Source organism: uncultured Megasphaera sp., from assembly GCF_900539295.1.
Classification (GTDB): domain Bacteria; phylum Bacillota; class Negativicutes; order Veillonellales; family Megasphaeraceae; genus Megasphaera.
On sequence record NZ_UQBH01000029.1, the window covers coordinates 1 to 13,573 of the forward strand.

Consider the following 13,573-nt stretch of genomic DNA (forward strand, 5'->3'; position numbering starts at 1 on the left):
CTTGGGGGGAGGCCCCCTGGGAGGATAGGAAGCCGCTGATTAAGCAAGAAGCACTAGCATATGCTAGTGCTTCTTTTGTTATATGAAAGATGAAATGAAATAAAAATTACGACGGATGTCCGAAGACGACGGGACTGCCGTTGTCGGAATAATGTGCCAGCCTTTAAGACGGATGCTGCAAGCAACAAGACTGCCGTTATCAGATTCATGTGTCAGCTTTTAAAACCCCATACAGCCGCCGTCAGAACTACCTGTCATACCTTAAGATAAAATTACTCAGAATTACAGAATCATTAAGAAAAACATTTTTATACAGATGTCGAGCTAAAAGTTTTTTCCTTACTCTATGGATACGGCCATTGATCATCCCCATGTCTCCGCCCGTGGCACTGCGGTGGAACCTGTAAACTTCGAAAGCTTGCGACTCAGCTTTGCCGAAAAATCCATCAGCCTCGCTAAAACCAAAGAAGCACCGGTCAATACCGATGCCTCTTTTTTTTATGCATGTTTTCCTCTGATTTAAACAATACTTAATGAGTAATGATTTTATAATAATAAAGATTCTCAAAAAGCACTATGCAAAATCATGTTGCTTATAGTATAATGTAACCAAATTAAATAGTACTACAGAATTTACTTAACTTTTTATGTATATAGAGGAGGGCTTTGAATGAAGAACATTCGTATTGAAGCAGTTGTTGGTCGTGAAATTTTGGACTCTCGCGGTAACCCCACGGTACAGGCCGACGTTATTTTGTCTGACGGCACGGTAGGCCGCAGCGCAGCTCCCAGCGGCGCATCGACAGGCCAGTTTGAAGCTCTTGAACTTCGCGACGGCGATAAGAGCCGTTATGGCGGCAAAGGTGTAACCAAAGCCGTTGAAAACATCAACACGGTACTGCAGGACGTATTAAAAGGACAGGATCCCTTTGATACCTACGGCATTGACCGTCTGATGATTGATGCTGACGGCACGTCGGATAAATCCCGTCTGGGTGCCAATGCGATTTTGGCAGTATCCCTGGCTACGGCCAGAGCAGCTGCAGCTTCGCTGGATATTCCCTTGTACCGCTTCTTAGGCGGCGTAAACGGTAATTACCTGCCCGTACCGATGATGAACATTTTGAATGGCGGCGCTCATGCTGCCAATACGGTAGACGTTCAGGAATTCATGATTATGCCTGCCGGCGCTCCTTCCTTCCATGAAGGCCTCCGTTGGTGCGCTGAAGTCTACCACGCACTGGCAGCTTTGTTGAAGAGCAAAGGCTTGGCTACTTCTGTTGGTGACGAAGGCGGCTTTGCTCCGAACCTCGCCAGCGATGAAGAAGCTATTCAGTACATCCTGAAAGCTATCGAAGAAGCCGGCTACAAACCGGGCACGGATTTCGTCTTGGCACTCGACGCAGCTGCCAGCGAATGGAAAGGTGAAAAACAGGGGCAGTACCATCTGCCGAAGAGCGGTCAGTCCTTTACGACGGATGAATTAATCGCTCATTGGAAGAAACTGTCCGATGCATATCCGATCTACTCCATCGAAGATGGTCTCGACGAAGAAGATTGGGAAGGCTGGGCAAAATTGACTCAGGCTTTGGGTCAGCGCGTACAGCTCGTCGGTGACGACTTATTCGTTACCAACACGGAACGCCTGGCTAAAGGGATTGCCCAGGGCAGCGGCAACGCTATCCTCATTAAATTGAACCAGATCGGCTCCATTTCGGAAACGCTGGAAGCCATTAAATTGGCTCATCGTTCCGGCTACCGGGCTATCGTATCCCACCGCTCCGGTGAAACGGAAGATACGTCCATTGCAGACCTGGCAGTCGCTTTGAACACGGCACAGATCAAAACAGGCGCACCGAACCGCAGTGAACGCGTTGCAAAATACAATCGCCTGCTGCAGATCGAAGGCGAACTCGGCGGCAAAGGGATTTATCCCGGCTTCGAAGCCTTCGGCATTCAGCGCTGATAGTGATCTTGTCCCCAACTACAAACTTGTTGTAAGATCGGCATAAGAGACTTCCCCAGTGTTGTCAGCCCATATTCTACTTTGGGCGGCACCTGGGGATATTCTTTTCTATAAATGATGCCGTCAGCTTCCATTTCCTTGAGCTGCTGGGATAACATTTTATGTGTTACTTTCCCCAGGGCTTTTTTTAGTTCGCCATAGCGCAGCACTTCTTTTTTCCAAAGCCAAAAGAGGATGTGCATCTTCCATTTTCCGTTGAATAAGGAACAGGCGTAGGCAAAGGGCTGGACATCGACGGATGTAAATTTTTCGTCCATGATTATACACTCCTTTCTGTTAGAATGATACAAAAAGAGAGTAATGAAGTCAATACTTCCCTTTGGGATAGTACCTTACTTAATAGTGCCTTGTTGATTCTTTGACCTTTTATCCATATAATGATAGGAATATCGTGTAAGTTAGTTAACGGATTACATGGAATAGGAGGAATGAATGATGAAGGTATTAATGGTGAATGGAAGTCCCCATCTCAAAGGCTGTACCTATACGGCGCTGGAAGAAGTCGGCAAAACGCTGAAGGAAAATGGCGTCGACTATGAAATTTTTCAGTTAGGGCCCCGTCCCATGCGAGACTGTATCGGCTGTAATAAGTGTAACGGCCATGGCTGTATCTTTAAAGATGACAATGATGATGCCGTCAATCGTTTCTTGGAAAAGGCCACAGAAGCTGATGGTTTCGTCTTTGGTTCTCCCGTCTACTATGCCCATCCGAGTGGTCAGATCTTATCGTTCTTGAATCGTGTCTTTTACTCCTCTGCCGTTGGGGAACTCTACCCCGTTTTTGCCGGCAAGCCGGGGGCAGCTGTCGTTTCGGCCCGCCGCGGCGGTACGACGGCATCCGTCGATGTATTGAATAAATACTTTGGCATTGCCAGCATGCCCATTGTCCCCTCTACGTATTGGAACATGGTCCACGGCATGACGCCCGATGAAGTTCTCAAAGATTTGGAAGGCCTTCAGACCATGCGCAATATCGGCCGCAATATGGCCTGGATGCTGAAAGGCTTTGCGAAGCAAGAGCAAGAAAGTGCTTTTGCCGATCATGTCGAAACAGAACATCGAACTGACTTTAATCACTAAACTTGATTGTAAGGCGAGCTATAACGCCTTACGGGAATGGAATTTAATTTTTGCATAACAAAACGGTTGCTGTCCTGAGAGAAAATCCTCGGACGGCAACCGTTTTGTTATAATACTGACTTAAATTAGACTATTTTTGTACCGCTTTACTAGATTAAAGAAAGGAGGTAAAGCTATCGTACAAGAGTCTGACTTACCAAGGGGGAGCTAAGCTAAACTTTATTTATTAAGAAGACTGTGGCTGCGGCTGTAGCCGTAGTAAATGATCAAGCCGAGAACGAGCCAGCCGATGAAGAGCATATGGGTCAACGGCGACAGTTCATAGATAAGGTAGAAGCAAACGATAACGCCGATGGGGGCAATGATCGGAAGAATCGGGCAACGGAATTTCCGCGGGATTTCCGGGTGGTTGCGGCGCATAGCGACGATACCGATGAAGTTAATTAAGAATACTGCCAGCGTACCGGTGTTGGATAATTCGACGATGTGCATCAGCGGAACGAAACCGGAGATGATGGCGATAATGATCGAACCAACGATGGTAATCAGATACGGTGTGTGGTACGTATCATGAATCTTGCAGAGATGCTGCGGCAGGAGGCCGTCGCGGGAAACTGCAAAGAAGATACGGGACTGGCCGAAGAGGTAAACGATAAGCGTCGTAATGATACCGGCCAAGACGCCGATTGCGATGAGGTTGGCAAGATCAGGCCAGCCGAGGAGACGCAGCGCATAAGCAACCGGTTCCGGCGTATCGAGCTGGGTATAGTTAACGGCAGCTGTCAGGGCCAGGGATACGGCGATGTACAGGGCCATACAAATGGCGATGGAAGAAATGATCCCGATGGGGAGGTCACGAGACGGATTCTTACATTCTTCAGCAGACGTAGCAACGGCGTCAAAGCCCATGTACGAGAAGAATACGATAGATGCGCCGCTGAATACGCCGCGAATGCCGAAAGGCGTAAAGGGTGAAAGATTATCGGGATTAGCATGCGGTGCAGCTGTGACGACGAAGGCGACGATAGCTGCCAAAGCGACGAGGATCAGTGCAAAGTTTAATTTTGCACTTTGCTTGGTGCCGCGAATGAGTACCGCGCAGAGCAAAAGGATGATAATGATGGATGGCAGATTGACGATCCCGCCTTCAGCCGGTGTTTTGAGCAGATAGTCAGGAATGACAAATCCCAAGGATGCACTCATGCCGGACAGATAGCCTGAGAACCCGACGGCAACGGCACTGGCGGTGACTGTATATGCCAGGATTAGTGACCAGCCGCATAAGAAGGCCATCCCTTCACCCAGAGAAGCAAAGGTATAGGAATAAACACTGCCTGAAGCAGGGATGAAGGATGAAAATTCACTATACGTTAAGCCTACAAGAATACAGAGGAAACCAGCGATGACAAAGGATAAAGCAACGCCAGGCCCCGCATAGCGAGCTGCGGCAATACCTGTCAAGACAAAGACCCCGGCTCCGATGATACCGCCAACACCTAAGAAGGTGAGGTCCATGACGCTAAGGTTCTTACTTAGCTTTGAGCTGCTTGCATCATCTTGCAATTGAGATACGGACTTCGTTCGAAAAAATGACATACACTCACATCCTTTTTTAATAAAAATAACAGAAACATTTAATAAGATAAAGTTTTAGCTGATTTCATTTTACTATGATTTATAGGTATCGTCAATATAATTTTAATATATGGAAATGTGTATACAATATCCACCTTGCCAGTTAAGTGAGAACAGCTTATAATATTGATGATGAGAATTTATTTCTTTTTTGTAATAGATAGAGGGGGACATAGAAATTATGGGATTTTTTAGCCAGCTCTTCCATAAAGATCAAGGAGACGGAACAAAAAAATACGTCTACATTTCCGGTATGGTCTGCGAAAACTGTGCAAAACACGTAACCGAGGCCCTTAAAGGCGTCGATGGGATAGAAAAAGTAAAAGTCGATTTGATGCGTGGTCAGGCGGAAATTATTGCCGGTGACGATGTCAGCGATGACACAATTTTGAAAACAGTTGTTAATGCCGGCTATACGGCAACGGAAGTTTCTTCGATACCAAAATCGAATTAATTTGCAAATATGTTATGCATAGGACTAAAAGTATATAACGTAATTGGATAACTTATACTAAACGTCAGATCGTGGCAATTTTTTTGTAAAAAGATCGTTGAAACTGCTCTTTGTTGGAAAAGCAACCGCTCTTTTACCGATTCGTGAGTATACTATAGATACAGTAAGAGTTAACTTACTCATCCAAGTATTTCGAATCACAGCGATTCGGACAAAGGAGTGATTTGTTATGAAGTACAAAGTAAACGATACCTGTATTGCCTGCGGTCTCTGCGCCGGTACTTGTCCTGAAGTTTTCCGCATGAACGATGAAACGGGCATGGCCGAAGCTTATGCTGAGGCTACGGAAGCTACGAATGAATCGGCTCAGGATGCTATGAATTCCTGCCCGGCCGGTGCCATTGAAGAAGCATAACCCGGTTTCAAGATCGATACTCTTTATATACTTCTTGTTTGATGCAAAGCACTGTCGGAGTTTCCGGCAGTGCTTTTTTTTTGCAGCTGGGATGGCGGGGCGGAGTCGCGGTTTTTCCTGTCTTATAAAGTAAAGTATGATATAATATAATATATATACTTATATATAAGAATTGCCGTTTTCTATTTTTCGTAATTTGACGGCGTTGGACAGAAGGGGTAATATGACCGAGAGACAGGCTTTTTCCGCACAGTTACAGTTGCTGCAGCAGGCAGCGCAGCAGGACTTGTCGAATCTTTTTATCCTCCACGGCATCGTCCACTTATACCAAGGTGTCTTTGATTTGGGGCTGACCGTCTTTCGCGATGCCTTAAAGCGCGACGGCTTCGGGCTGTCTGCCATGGGCTCACCGAAGGAAATCATTGCCGAGGCTTATGAACAGTACCTCTTTGTCGATGAATCCCTGTGGCTGGCCATGCTCCGCGAACGTTTCGGCAGTGACGATTCGCTGGATGTCCGAGTACAGCGCATCCTGGATTCCTACGTACCGGCGTTGACGCAGCTTCAGGAAGAACTGTAATCGTTGTTTTTCCCTCGAAGCAGAAAATTGATGCTCAGGTATTGACGGAATTTGAAAAAGATGATATCATTACAAAAGTTAGGCGTCCACCAACGCCTGGCTTTTTTAAGTTACAGAAAAATTTCCTTGACTTAGACGTAGCTGTTGTGATACATTATAAAGGCAGTCTTACGTACAACTAGGCTTGTGACTATTTTTAAGAGAGGTGTAAGGAATGCGTACAGCTATCACTTTGGCATGCACAGAATGCAAACAGCGCAACTACCGGACCAACAAGAATAAGAAGAATAATCCGGATCGTTTGGAACTGAAAAAATACTGCCCGTTCTGCAAAAAAGAAACGTTACATAAAGAAACGAAATAATTGATTGAATAAGATTGTGCTAATCTTATTTGGATGTGAGAGGTTATATGGCACTTTCAGCTAAAAAAGCAGCACAAAAGAATAAGAAGAAGAACCCGGGCAAATCATTTTTATCTGGTGTAAAGGTGGAAATGAAGAAGGTCATCTGGCCGACAAAGAGGGAATTGATTAACTACACGGTTATGGTCATTGTTGCTACCATCGTCGTAATGGTAATCATTGGCGTGGCTGACGGCGCGTTCTCGCAGCTGTTTAAGTTATTCCAGCTTGTTGTCGGATAGGAGGGCTGTGCTTAAATGGAAGCAGATATGAAATGGTATGTCATCCATACGTATTCCGGTTATGAAAATAAAGTAATGCAAACGCTGGAACAGAAGGTCAAGTCCATGGGTTTGGAAAACGTCATTAACCGAATCCTCATCCCTATGGAAGACGAAATTGACGTTAAGGACGGGAAAAAGCGTACCGTTAAACGGAAAGTATTCCCCGGTTATGTCCTTATTGAAATGGAAGTCAATGACCGTTCCTGGTATGTCGTCCGCAATACTCCCGGTGTTACCGGTTTTGTCGGGTCGGCTACGAAACCTATTCCCTTGGAACCTAAAGAAGTCGAAAAGATTCTGGGTAAACAGGAAGTAGAAAGCGAACCGAAAACGCACATTTCTGTCGAAGTTGGCGAAGAAGTGCGCATTACCGAAGGGCCCTTTGAAAATTCTATCGCCGTCGTTACGGAGATTAATGAAGAAAAGGGTACCATTAAAGGCCTCGCAAATATGTTTGGCCGTGAAACTCCAGTAGAAGTCGACTATTCTCAAATCGAGAAGGGTCTGGAATAAATACTTCTAATGCGGCTTTCTGCCGCGAGTGGGAGAATCGTTACGATTCGTTTGACCACATCTTGTAATGTAAGGAGGTGTAACTCACCATGGCAAAAAAAGTAGCAAGAATGGTAAAACTCCAGTGTGAAGCTGGTAAAGCAACTCCGGCGCCTCCGATTGGCCCTGCATTAGGCCAGGCTGGTGTCAACATCATGGCATTCGTCAAGGAATTCAATGAACGTACAGCTAAACAGGCTGGCTTCATCATCCCTGTCGAAATTACCGTCTATGAAGACCGTTCCTTCACTTTCATTACGAAAACCCCGCCAGCTGCCGTCTTATTGAAGAAAGCAGCTGGTCTGGACAAAGCTTCGGGTGAACCGAACAAGAAAAAAGTAGCTAAATTGAGCCGCGACAAAGTCCGCGAAATCGCAACGACTAAGATGCCGGACCTCAACGCTAACGACGTTGAAGCTGCTATGAAAATGATTGAAGGTTCCGCTCGCAGCATGGGTATCGACATCGTCGACTAATCGATGAAGTCTGCCCGTGGAAGGGGTAACCCGCTAAACCACATAAGGAGGAAGAAACATGGCAAAAGTAGGCAAGAAATATGCCGAAGCTGCAAAACTGTTCGATAAACAGAAACAGTATGATGTTGCAGAAGCAATTGACATCTTGAAGAAGATGGATACGGCTAAATTCGACGAAACTGTTGAATTGGCTGTAAACCTTAACGTAGATCCGAAATACGCCGATCAGCAGGTCCGCGGCGCCTTGGTACTGCCTCACGGCATTGGTAAATCCAAGACTGTCCTCGTATTTGCACAGGGCGATAAAGAAAAAGAAGCTTTAGCTGCCGGTGCTGACTTTGTCGGTGCTGATGATCTTGTAGAAAAGATCCAGGGTGGCTGGCTCGAATTCGATGTAGCAATCGCTACTCCGAATATGATGGGCAAAGTCGGTCGTCTCGGTAAAATCCTCGGTCCTAAAGGCCTCATGCCTAACCCGAAGGTTGGTACTGTAACGATGGACGTTGCAAAAGCTGTTAGCGAAAGCAAAGCTGGTAAAGTTGAATACCGCACGGATAAAGCCGGCAATATTCACTCCTCTATCGGCAAGAAGTCTTTCGAAGCAGATAAATTGATTGATAACTTGACGGCTTTGGTTGATACGCTCATCAAAGTTAAACCGTCGGGCGCAAAAGGCCAGTACATTAAATCCATCACGGTTAGCTCCACGATGGGCCCTGGCATCCACATCAATCAGTTCAGCATCAAAGGTGCTGCCAAGAAAGAAGAAAATTAATATCTCTCTTAGCTGTAGACTGAAGGTATGTATAATGGACACTATGTCCGCCATCTGAGGCTATGAAACTAGCAGATATCTGACTTTGACTAGTTCGGCCTCGTGGTTTGTCCATGAGGCCGTTTTTGATTGCTAAGACGATATAAATCCTAATTCAAGGAGGTGTATCAAACTCATGTCCACATTTGCAAATCATCCGGTTTCCCCGGCAAAAGCCGCGGTTGTCGAAGAAATGAAAGAAAAAATGCAGTCCGCTCAGGGCGCTGTTTTCGTTGGTTTCACCGGCCTTACCGTTGCTGATGTCACGAAACTTCGCCGTAAGTTCCGCGAAGGCGGTGTCGATTACAAAGTTATCAAAAATACTTTGACTCGCATTGCTGCAGACGAACTCGGCTACAATGCATTGGATGCAGTTCTCGAAGGCCCGACGGCTATCGCTTATTCTACGGAAGACGCCGTAGCTCCGGCTAAGATCCTGAAAGAATTCATCAAAGAAACAAAGACCGAAGCGCTGTCTGTAAAAGCAGGCATCGTCGACGGCCAGGTCATTGATGCTGCAGCTGTTGATGCTTTGGCAAGCTTGCCGAGCCGCGAAGAACTCCTCGCGAAATTGGTCGGCAGCATGCAGGCCCCTATCTCTGGCTTTGTCAACGTACTCCAGGGCAATATTCGCAACATGGTTTATGTGCTTGACGCTGTACGCGCTAAGAAAGCAGAACAAGAAACTGCTTAATTTAGCTTACTATAACTAATAAAAACAAACTTAAAAACTGATACTATGGAGGTATTTCAAAATGACTAAAGAAGAAATCATGCAGGCCATTGAAAACATGACCGTTCTCGAACTTTCCGAACTCGTAAAAGAAATGGAAGAAAAATTCGGCGTTTCCGCTGCTGCTCCGGTTGCCGTTGCTGCTGCTCCGGCTGCTGGCGGTGCTGCTGCTGAAGAAAAATCCGAATTCGACGTTATCCTCGCTTCTGCTGGCGACAAAAAAATCGGCGTTATCAAAGTTGTCCGTGAAGTTACGGGCCTCGGCTTGAAAGACGCTAAAGCTCTCGTTGACGGCGCTCCTGCACCGGTCAAAGAAGGCGTTGCTAAAGCTGACGCTGAAGCTCTCAAAGCTCAGCTCGAAGAAGCCGGCGCTACGGTCGAACTCAAATAAGTTGATTCAATTACGATCCCTGCAACCTGTGGTTGCAGGGATTTTTTGATGTTCTATAATAAGACCAGGGCTGCCGGGAAATATCCCAAGTCAGATAAAAAGTGTACGGGAAAATAAAGGAGATCTAACCCTTGTTGACGAAAGCTTACAGTGGCAGAACGTTACCCTGGCAGCGTCTCATGATATTGATCTTAGAGCCGCAGCCAATACGCAGACCCTTGTAGAAAATTACAATAGCAAAGGATCTTCCCTTGGGATGACGATTACCGGCGGGGTCATCAGCGGTGTCGACGCCAGTTTCTTGAAGGAAAAAGACGAAGGGACGACGGCAACGACGACCCATGTAGGGACGACGGTGACGGCGTCGGATACGCTGACCATGCAGTCTGGGAACGATGTGAATATTACGGGTTCCCAGGTAGGCGGGAAGACGGTAAAAGCAGACATAGGTGGGAATCTGCATATCACCAGCTTGCAGGATACGAAGTCATATAACGGAGACAGTTCGTCCATTAGCGGTGGATTCAGCAAGAAAGAAATTGTGCCGAATATCATCGCATCCGGCCGTTCCGTATCTGCTGGTACTGAATCCATGGATAGTGACTACGCCAGTGTAACGCGGCAGGCCGGGATTTATGCCGGTGAAGGCGGTTTTTCGATTCATGTCGGAAACAACACGAATTTGAAAGGAGCCGTGATTGGAAGTCAGGCAGCCGCCAGTGAGAATACGCTGGATACGGGTTCGCTTACGATGGAAAATATTGAAAATAAAGCGGAATACAGTGCCGATTCGAAAGGCATTACCCTAGCATCTACTAATGCTAATAGGCGCAATCCGTTGGGGGCGTCAGCCTCAATGGGAATACCGATGCAGGGGAAATCTGCCAGTACGACCTATTCTGCGATAGCAGACGGAATTATCAAGGTCGCCGGTAAAGAAACTCAGGCTCAGATTAATCATGACACGGAACAGGCACTGAATCAGTTAGGAGAAATCTTTAACCGAAAGGATGTAAAAGAACGACAGGAATTAGCAGGTCTTATATCAAAAGAAGGATTTACCCTGATTGGCGATTTGGCCATAAGTAAGCAAAAAGACCTGCTCCAAAAAGCAATGCAAGCAGATAAAGAAGGAAATACAACATTAGCAAAGCAATATTTACAAGAAGCTTCCAAGTGGCAGGAAGGTGGAGAATATAAAGTAGTGCTTCATGGGGTATTGGGAGGTGTTCTTTCGTCCATGACCGGAAATGGATTCACTACAGGCATCACTAGTGCGGGTTTGAATGAAGCGCTGCAGAAGAAATTAGGCAGCATTGGAAATTCAGAACTTCATAAACTAGCCAGTGCGTTAGTGGGTCAAGTAGTCTCTCATTCGGGCTCCGGGGCTGCGATTGCTATGGATGCCACAGAATATAACTGGTTAACCCATTCGGACCAGATGAGTCTATTGAAGGATTATAATGATTTTATCGGTCTGCAGCATGCAGTAGGAATCGATGCGGCAAAAAATGAATATAGTAAGAAATTTGCATATTATCTGGCTTTAACTGATTATGAAATGGGATATAGTCAGCTCTATGGAACGAGTGATCAGGTCTCGAAAGCATTTTATGATGCCGTAAGGGATCATGATTCTGCTGCCATGGATTATAATTTTAGAATTCAGTTTAGGGAACTGATTAATAATCTGGTAGCGCAATATTATAATACGCCAGAAGAATCGGCTGAAATTTCGAATCTTAGAAGTGCTTACTATCAATCGTTCGTGGAAGGAGAACGGGTATGGAAAGATTTATCTACTAGTGGTAGTTCTTATGCTCCACCAAGAGAATTTACGAATGTTCCAGATGATGAATTATTGGCAAAACTTCCTTGGGGATACCAACCGAATGGGCAAAAATATGTAACGCTCCCAGATAATACAACGATATTGACCGATAGATACATGAATGAAGGAGATGCTTTAGTAGCTGCTGGAAAGACTTCATATGTTAATAAAGATGGAGTTGCTGTTGTTGATGATGGTTACGGAAACACTTACTATACAATGACCGATCCTATTCTTAAAAATTATGGCGATAAATTAGCCAATGATGGCGGGCAAGTCGTAGAAGGTGCTGATGGAAACCATTATGCTGTTGGAGCGGATGGTAATTATTACTATACGATATATCCGGTGAATAGTCATAATAATCAAGCAGGCAATAGCTCATTTAATTTGGGCGAATCTGTATTGGAAAATACCATATCTGAAAAGGCCAATATGATCCCAGAAACTTTGGAACGTGCAGGATATGGTGGCAAAGTGTTGAAATATACAAATTCTGCTGGGGGATTTACAGGCATGGGTATTACTTTGAATGACATGTATAGTGATGTACAACGTTATCAAGGAAAAAATTTATCAAATGCACTTATTAGTGATGCCATACCAGTTGCGTTTGGTTCTGGAGGTGCTCTCGTCGGAGAATTTGGTGGGGCTCTAGGTGGACCTGTTGGAAGTATAGTTGGAGCAACTGTTGGTGGAATTGCTGGTAGTGTTTTAGGTGAGTATATTCGTTCCTTAGTTAGACAAAAATATGTCCAAAATAATAATCCGGATGTACCAAATAAAGAGGGGCGTGGAAAATAGAATGCTAGGTTATGATGGACGAACCATATATTTAATCTACCCATATGTTTTAGGGATTGCAATTGTTTTTTTTATAATTCTTTGCGCAGCAGGTATATACCGTGATTTAAATAGAATATATGTACAAAATCTTTTTTTGAGATGCCTGGCGTTGTTTTTATTTATCTTTGAACCATTTTTAAGCATACTCCATGTTATGGATATTATGTATTTCCCACTGTTGGAGAAAATCGGTATTGTATGCTATGGGTTAAGTATAATTTGTTATGGCTATGAAATGAAAAGCCGTAAAAAGTATTTAAAGCCTAACAATTCTTTGACTAATCATGAGATAGCCGTGATGAAATGGTATAAATCATCCATTATAGTTGGCACTATAGTGACTCTTATTAGTATATGGCTTGTTTATATACTTTAAATTGGGGAGAAAATAAGTGCCGGTTAAAACTAATGAGAAATTGGCATAAATAATAGCTGAAAAGAGTATTTCCACTATAGCCGAACAAGTGAGTTACCTTTCTAAAACTATTGGTGGCAAAGTGAATGCTGGATTGCAGTTCGGATTTCTTATGGATAGTATTGTCGAAAATCATGAAAGATACACAAATTGGGAATATAAGTATAAAGCGGATACTATGGATGTTATAGGAACTGGTATTTCTATAGGAGCAGGGGCTAGTGCGTCTGCTTTAGCTGGCCCAGTTGTTGGAGTTGGTGCAGGAATACTTACATCTTCCGGAGCAAATTCTTATATAGAAAGAGAAAAAATAGAGATGGAAAAACAAGATAAAGAGGAAACTAAGAAAAGGGGTGACTCCAAATGAGGTTGAGAGAAATCGTGTTTTTAGTTGGTTTAGTGATAATGATTTGTCACATTGTAAAAGCCTATATTTTAAAGGTTAGGATAACACCTAAGGACAAAATATTATTAATATATACGCCTAAAAAACTTTTTTTCTAGTTAATATTGGATTTGCTATTTCTTTATTAAATATGTTTTATGTAATATTTGCGAATCCTAGCGCAGAATATCAAGACTGGTCATATTTTTTTATGGTTAGCTTCTTATTTCTTTGGTATGCTACATGTGTTTTT

At 44.5% G+C, this 13,573-nt stretch carries 17 protein-coding genes; 15 read left to right on the forward strand and 2 right to left on the reverse strand.

Annotation, left to right across the window (positions count from 1 at the left end):
• The first annotated feature begins 346 nt into the window (after window positions 1-346).
• Window positions 347-523: a hypothetical protein gene (locus tag QZQ46_RS08985; protein WP_296829002.1), complete on the forward strand. Its 177-nt coding sequence runs from the start codon at window positions 347-349 to the stop codon at window positions 521-523.
• Between the two features lie 147 nt (window positions 524-670).
• Complete coding sequence (eno, locus tag QZQ46_RS08990) at window positions 671-1,966, forward strand: phosphopyruvate hydratase (RefSeq protein ID WP_296829004.1); 1,296 nt, start codon at window positions 671-673, stop codon at window positions 1,964-1,966.
• Here the strand turns inward: eno and QZQ46_RS08995 are convergent.
• Window positions 1,957-2,283, reverse strand: a complete 327-nt coding sequence (locus tag QZQ46_RS08995) for a helix-turn-helix domain-containing protein (RefSeq protein WP_296829006.1) — start codon at window positions 2,281-2,283, stop codon at window positions 1,957-1,959. The genes eno and QZQ46_RS08995 overlap by 10 nt on opposite strands.
• 175 nt (window positions 2,284-2,458) lie before the next feature.
• Here QZQ46_RS08995 and QZQ46_RS09000 point away from each other — a divergent pair, with 175 nt between their 5' ends.
• Window positions 2,459-3,106 (forward strand): flavodoxin family protein, encoded by a 648-nt coding sequence (locus QZQ46_RS09000; protein WP_296829008.1) that lies wholly within the window; start codon window positions 2,459-2,461, stop codon window positions 3,104-3,106.
• Window positions 3,107-3,325: 219 nt separating this feature from the next.
• Here the strand turns inward: QZQ46_RS09000 and QZQ46_RS09005 are convergent, their stop codons facing one another.
• Window positions 3,326-4,621, reverse strand: a complete 1,296-nt coding sequence (locus tag QZQ46_RS09005; RefSeq protein WP_296829010.1) for an amino acid permease — start codon at window positions 4,619-4,621, stop codon at window positions 3,326-3,328.
• Window positions 4,622-4,922: 301 nt separating this feature from the next.
• On the opposite strand from QZQ46_RS09005, the gene QZQ46_RS09010 reads away from it, so the two are divergent.
• The 12 genes from QZQ46_RS09010 (at window position 4,923) to QZQ46_RS09065 (ending at window position 13,302) form a co-directional block, all read left to right on the forward strand.
• The gene (locus QZQ46_RS09010; protein WP_296829012.1) at window positions 4,923-5,195 is read left to right on the forward strand and encodes a heavy-metal-associated domain-containing protein; all 273 of its coding nucleotides are present in this window, start codon (window positions 4,923-4,925) and stop codon (window positions 5,193-5,195) included.
• A gap of 229 nt (window positions 5,196-5,424) precedes the next feature.
• Entirely contained in the window at window positions 5,425-5,610 is a 186-nt protein-coding gene (locus tag QZQ46_RS09015) for a ferredoxin (protein WP_044505044.1), read from the forward strand.
• 223 nt (window positions 5,611-5,833) lie between these two features.
• A complete protein-coding gene (locus QZQ46_RS09020; RefSeq protein WP_296829014.1) occupies window positions 5,834-6,190 on the forward strand; it encodes an HI0074 family nucleotidyltransferase substrate-binding subunit in 357 nt (118 codons plus the stop codon).
• Window positions 6,191-6,404: 214 nt separating this feature from the next.
• The gene (gene rpmG, locus QZQ46_RS09025) at window positions 6,405-6,554 is read left to right on the forward strand and encodes a 50S ribosomal protein L33 (RefSeq protein ID WP_014015374.1); all 150 of its coding nucleotides are present in this window, start codon (window positions 6,405-6,407) and stop codon (window positions 6,552-6,554) included.
• Between the two features lie 47 nt (window positions 6,555-6,601).
• Complete coding sequence (gene secE / locus QZQ46_RS09030) at window positions 6,602-6,835, forward strand: preprotein translocase subunit SecE (protein ID WP_296829016.1); 234 nt, start codon at window positions 6,602-6,604, stop codon at window positions 6,833-6,835.
• Window positions 6,836-6,850: 15 nt separating this feature from the next.
• Entirely contained in the window at window positions 6,851-7,390 is a 540-nt protein-coding gene (nusG, locus tag QZQ46_RS09035) for a transcription termination/antitermination protein NusG (RefSeq protein ID WP_296829018.1), read from the forward strand.
• 89 nt (window positions 7,391-7,479) lie between these two features.
• Window positions 7,480-7,905, forward strand: a complete 426-nt coding sequence (gene rplK, locus QZQ46_RS09040; protein ID WP_044505050.1) for a 50S ribosomal protein L11 — start codon at window positions 7,480-7,482, stop codon at window positions 7,903-7,905.
• Window positions 7,906-7,963: 58 nt separating this feature from the next.
• Window positions 7,964-8,680 carry a 50S ribosomal protein L1 gene (gene rplA / locus QZQ46_RS09045; protein WP_296829020.1) on the forward strand — a complete coding sequence of 239 codons (717 nt, stop codon included), beginning with the start codon at window positions 7,964-7,966 and terminating at the stop codon, window positions 8,678-8,680.
• A gap of 175 nt (window positions 8,681-8,855) precedes the next feature.
• Window positions 8,856-9,413 carry a 50S ribosomal protein L10 gene (gene rplJ, locus QZQ46_RS09050; RefSeq protein ID WP_044505053.1) on the forward strand — a complete coding sequence of 186 codons (558 nt, stop codon included), beginning with the start codon at window positions 8,856-8,858 and terminating at the stop codon, window positions 9,411-9,413.
• Between the two features lie 61 nt (window positions 9,414-9,474).
• On the forward strand, window positions 9,475-9,843 hold the full coding sequence (rplL, locus tag QZQ46_RS09055) for a 50S ribosomal protein L7/L12 (RefSeq protein WP_062411355.1): 369 nt from the start codon (window positions 9,475-9,477) through the stop codon (window positions 9,841-9,843).
• Window positions 9,844-9,937: 94 nt separating this feature from the next.
• The gene (locus QZQ46_RS09060) at window positions 9,938-12,478 is read left to right on the forward strand and encodes a hemagglutinin repeat-containing protein (RefSeq protein ID WP_296829059.1); all 2,541 of its coding nucleotides are present in this window, start codon (window positions 9,938-9,940) and stop codon (window positions 12,476-12,478) included.
• A gap of 569 nt (window positions 12,479-13,047) precedes the next feature.
• Window positions 13,048-13,302: a hypothetical protein gene (locus QZQ46_RS09065; protein ID WP_296829022.1), complete on the forward strand. Its 255-nt coding sequence runs from the start codon at window positions 13,048-13,050 to the stop codon at window positions 13,300-13,302.
• Window positions 13,303-13,573: the final 271 nt, after the last annotated feature.

Excerpts from the sequence above, each read along its gene's own strand:
- rplA (WP_296829020.1), top strand. The coding sequence starts at position 7,964 with ATGGCAAAAGTAGGCAAGAAATATGCCGAAGCTGCAAAACTGTTCGAT.
- QZQ46_RS08995 (WP_296829006.1), bottom strand. The coding sequence starts at position 2,283 with ATGGACGAAAAATTTACATCCGTCGATGTCCAGCCCTTTGCCTACGCC.
- QZQ46_RS09065 (WP_296829022.1), top strand. The coding sequence starts at position 13,048 with ATGGATAGTATTGTCGAAAATCATGAAAGATACACAAATTGGGAATAT.
- QZQ46_RS09010 (WP_296829012.1), top strand. The coding sequence starts at position 4,923 with ATGGGATTTTTTAGCCAGCTCTTCCATAAAGATCAAGGAGACGGAACA.
- secE (WP_296829016.1), top strand. The coding sequence starts at position 6,602 with ATGGCACTTTCAGCTAAAAAAGCAGCACAAAAGAATAAGAAGAAGAAC.
- QZQ46_RS08985 (WP_296829002.1), top strand. The coding sequence starts at position 347 with ATGGATACGGCCATTGATCATCCCCATGTCTCCGCCCGTGGCACTGCG.
- nusG (WP_296829018.1), top strand. The coding sequence starts at position 6,851 with ATGGAAGCAGATATGAAATGGTATGTCATCCATACGTATTCCGGTTAT.
- rplL (WP_062411355.1), top strand. The coding sequence starts at position 9,475 with ATGACTAAAGAAGAAATCATGCAGGCCATTGAAAACATGACCGTTCTC.
- QZQ46_RS09000 (WP_296829008.1), top strand. The coding sequence starts at position 2,459 with ATGATGAAGGTATTAATGGTGAATGGAAGTCCCCATCTCAAAGGCTGT.
- rplJ (WP_044505053.1), top strand. The coding sequence starts at position 8,856 with ATGTCCACATTTGCAAATCATCCGGTTTCCCCGGCAAAAGCCGCGGTT.
- QZQ46_RS09020 (WP_296829014.1), top strand. The coding sequence starts at position 5,834 with ATGACCGAGAGACAGGCTTTTTCCGCACAGTTACAGTTGCTGCAGCAG.
- rpmG (WP_014015374.1), top strand. The coding sequence starts at position 6,405 with ATGCGTACAGCTATCACTTTGGCATGCACAGAATGCAAACAGCGCAAC.
- QZQ46_RS09015 (WP_044505044.1), top strand. The coding sequence starts at position 5,425 with ATGAAGTACAAAGTAAACGATACCTGTATTGCCTGCGGTCTCTGCGCC.
- QZQ46_RS09005 (WP_296829010.1), bottom strand. The coding sequence starts at position 4,621 with ATGGACCTCACCTTCTTAGGTGTTGGCGGTATCATCGGAGCCGGGGTC.
- rplK (WP_044505050.1), top strand. The coding sequence starts at position 7,480 with ATGGCAAAAAAAGTAGCAAGAATGGTAAAACTCCAGTGTGAAGCTGGT.
- eno (WP_296829004.1), top strand. The coding sequence starts at position 671 with ATGAAGAACATTCGTATTGAAGCAGTTGTTGGTCGTGAAATTTTGGAC.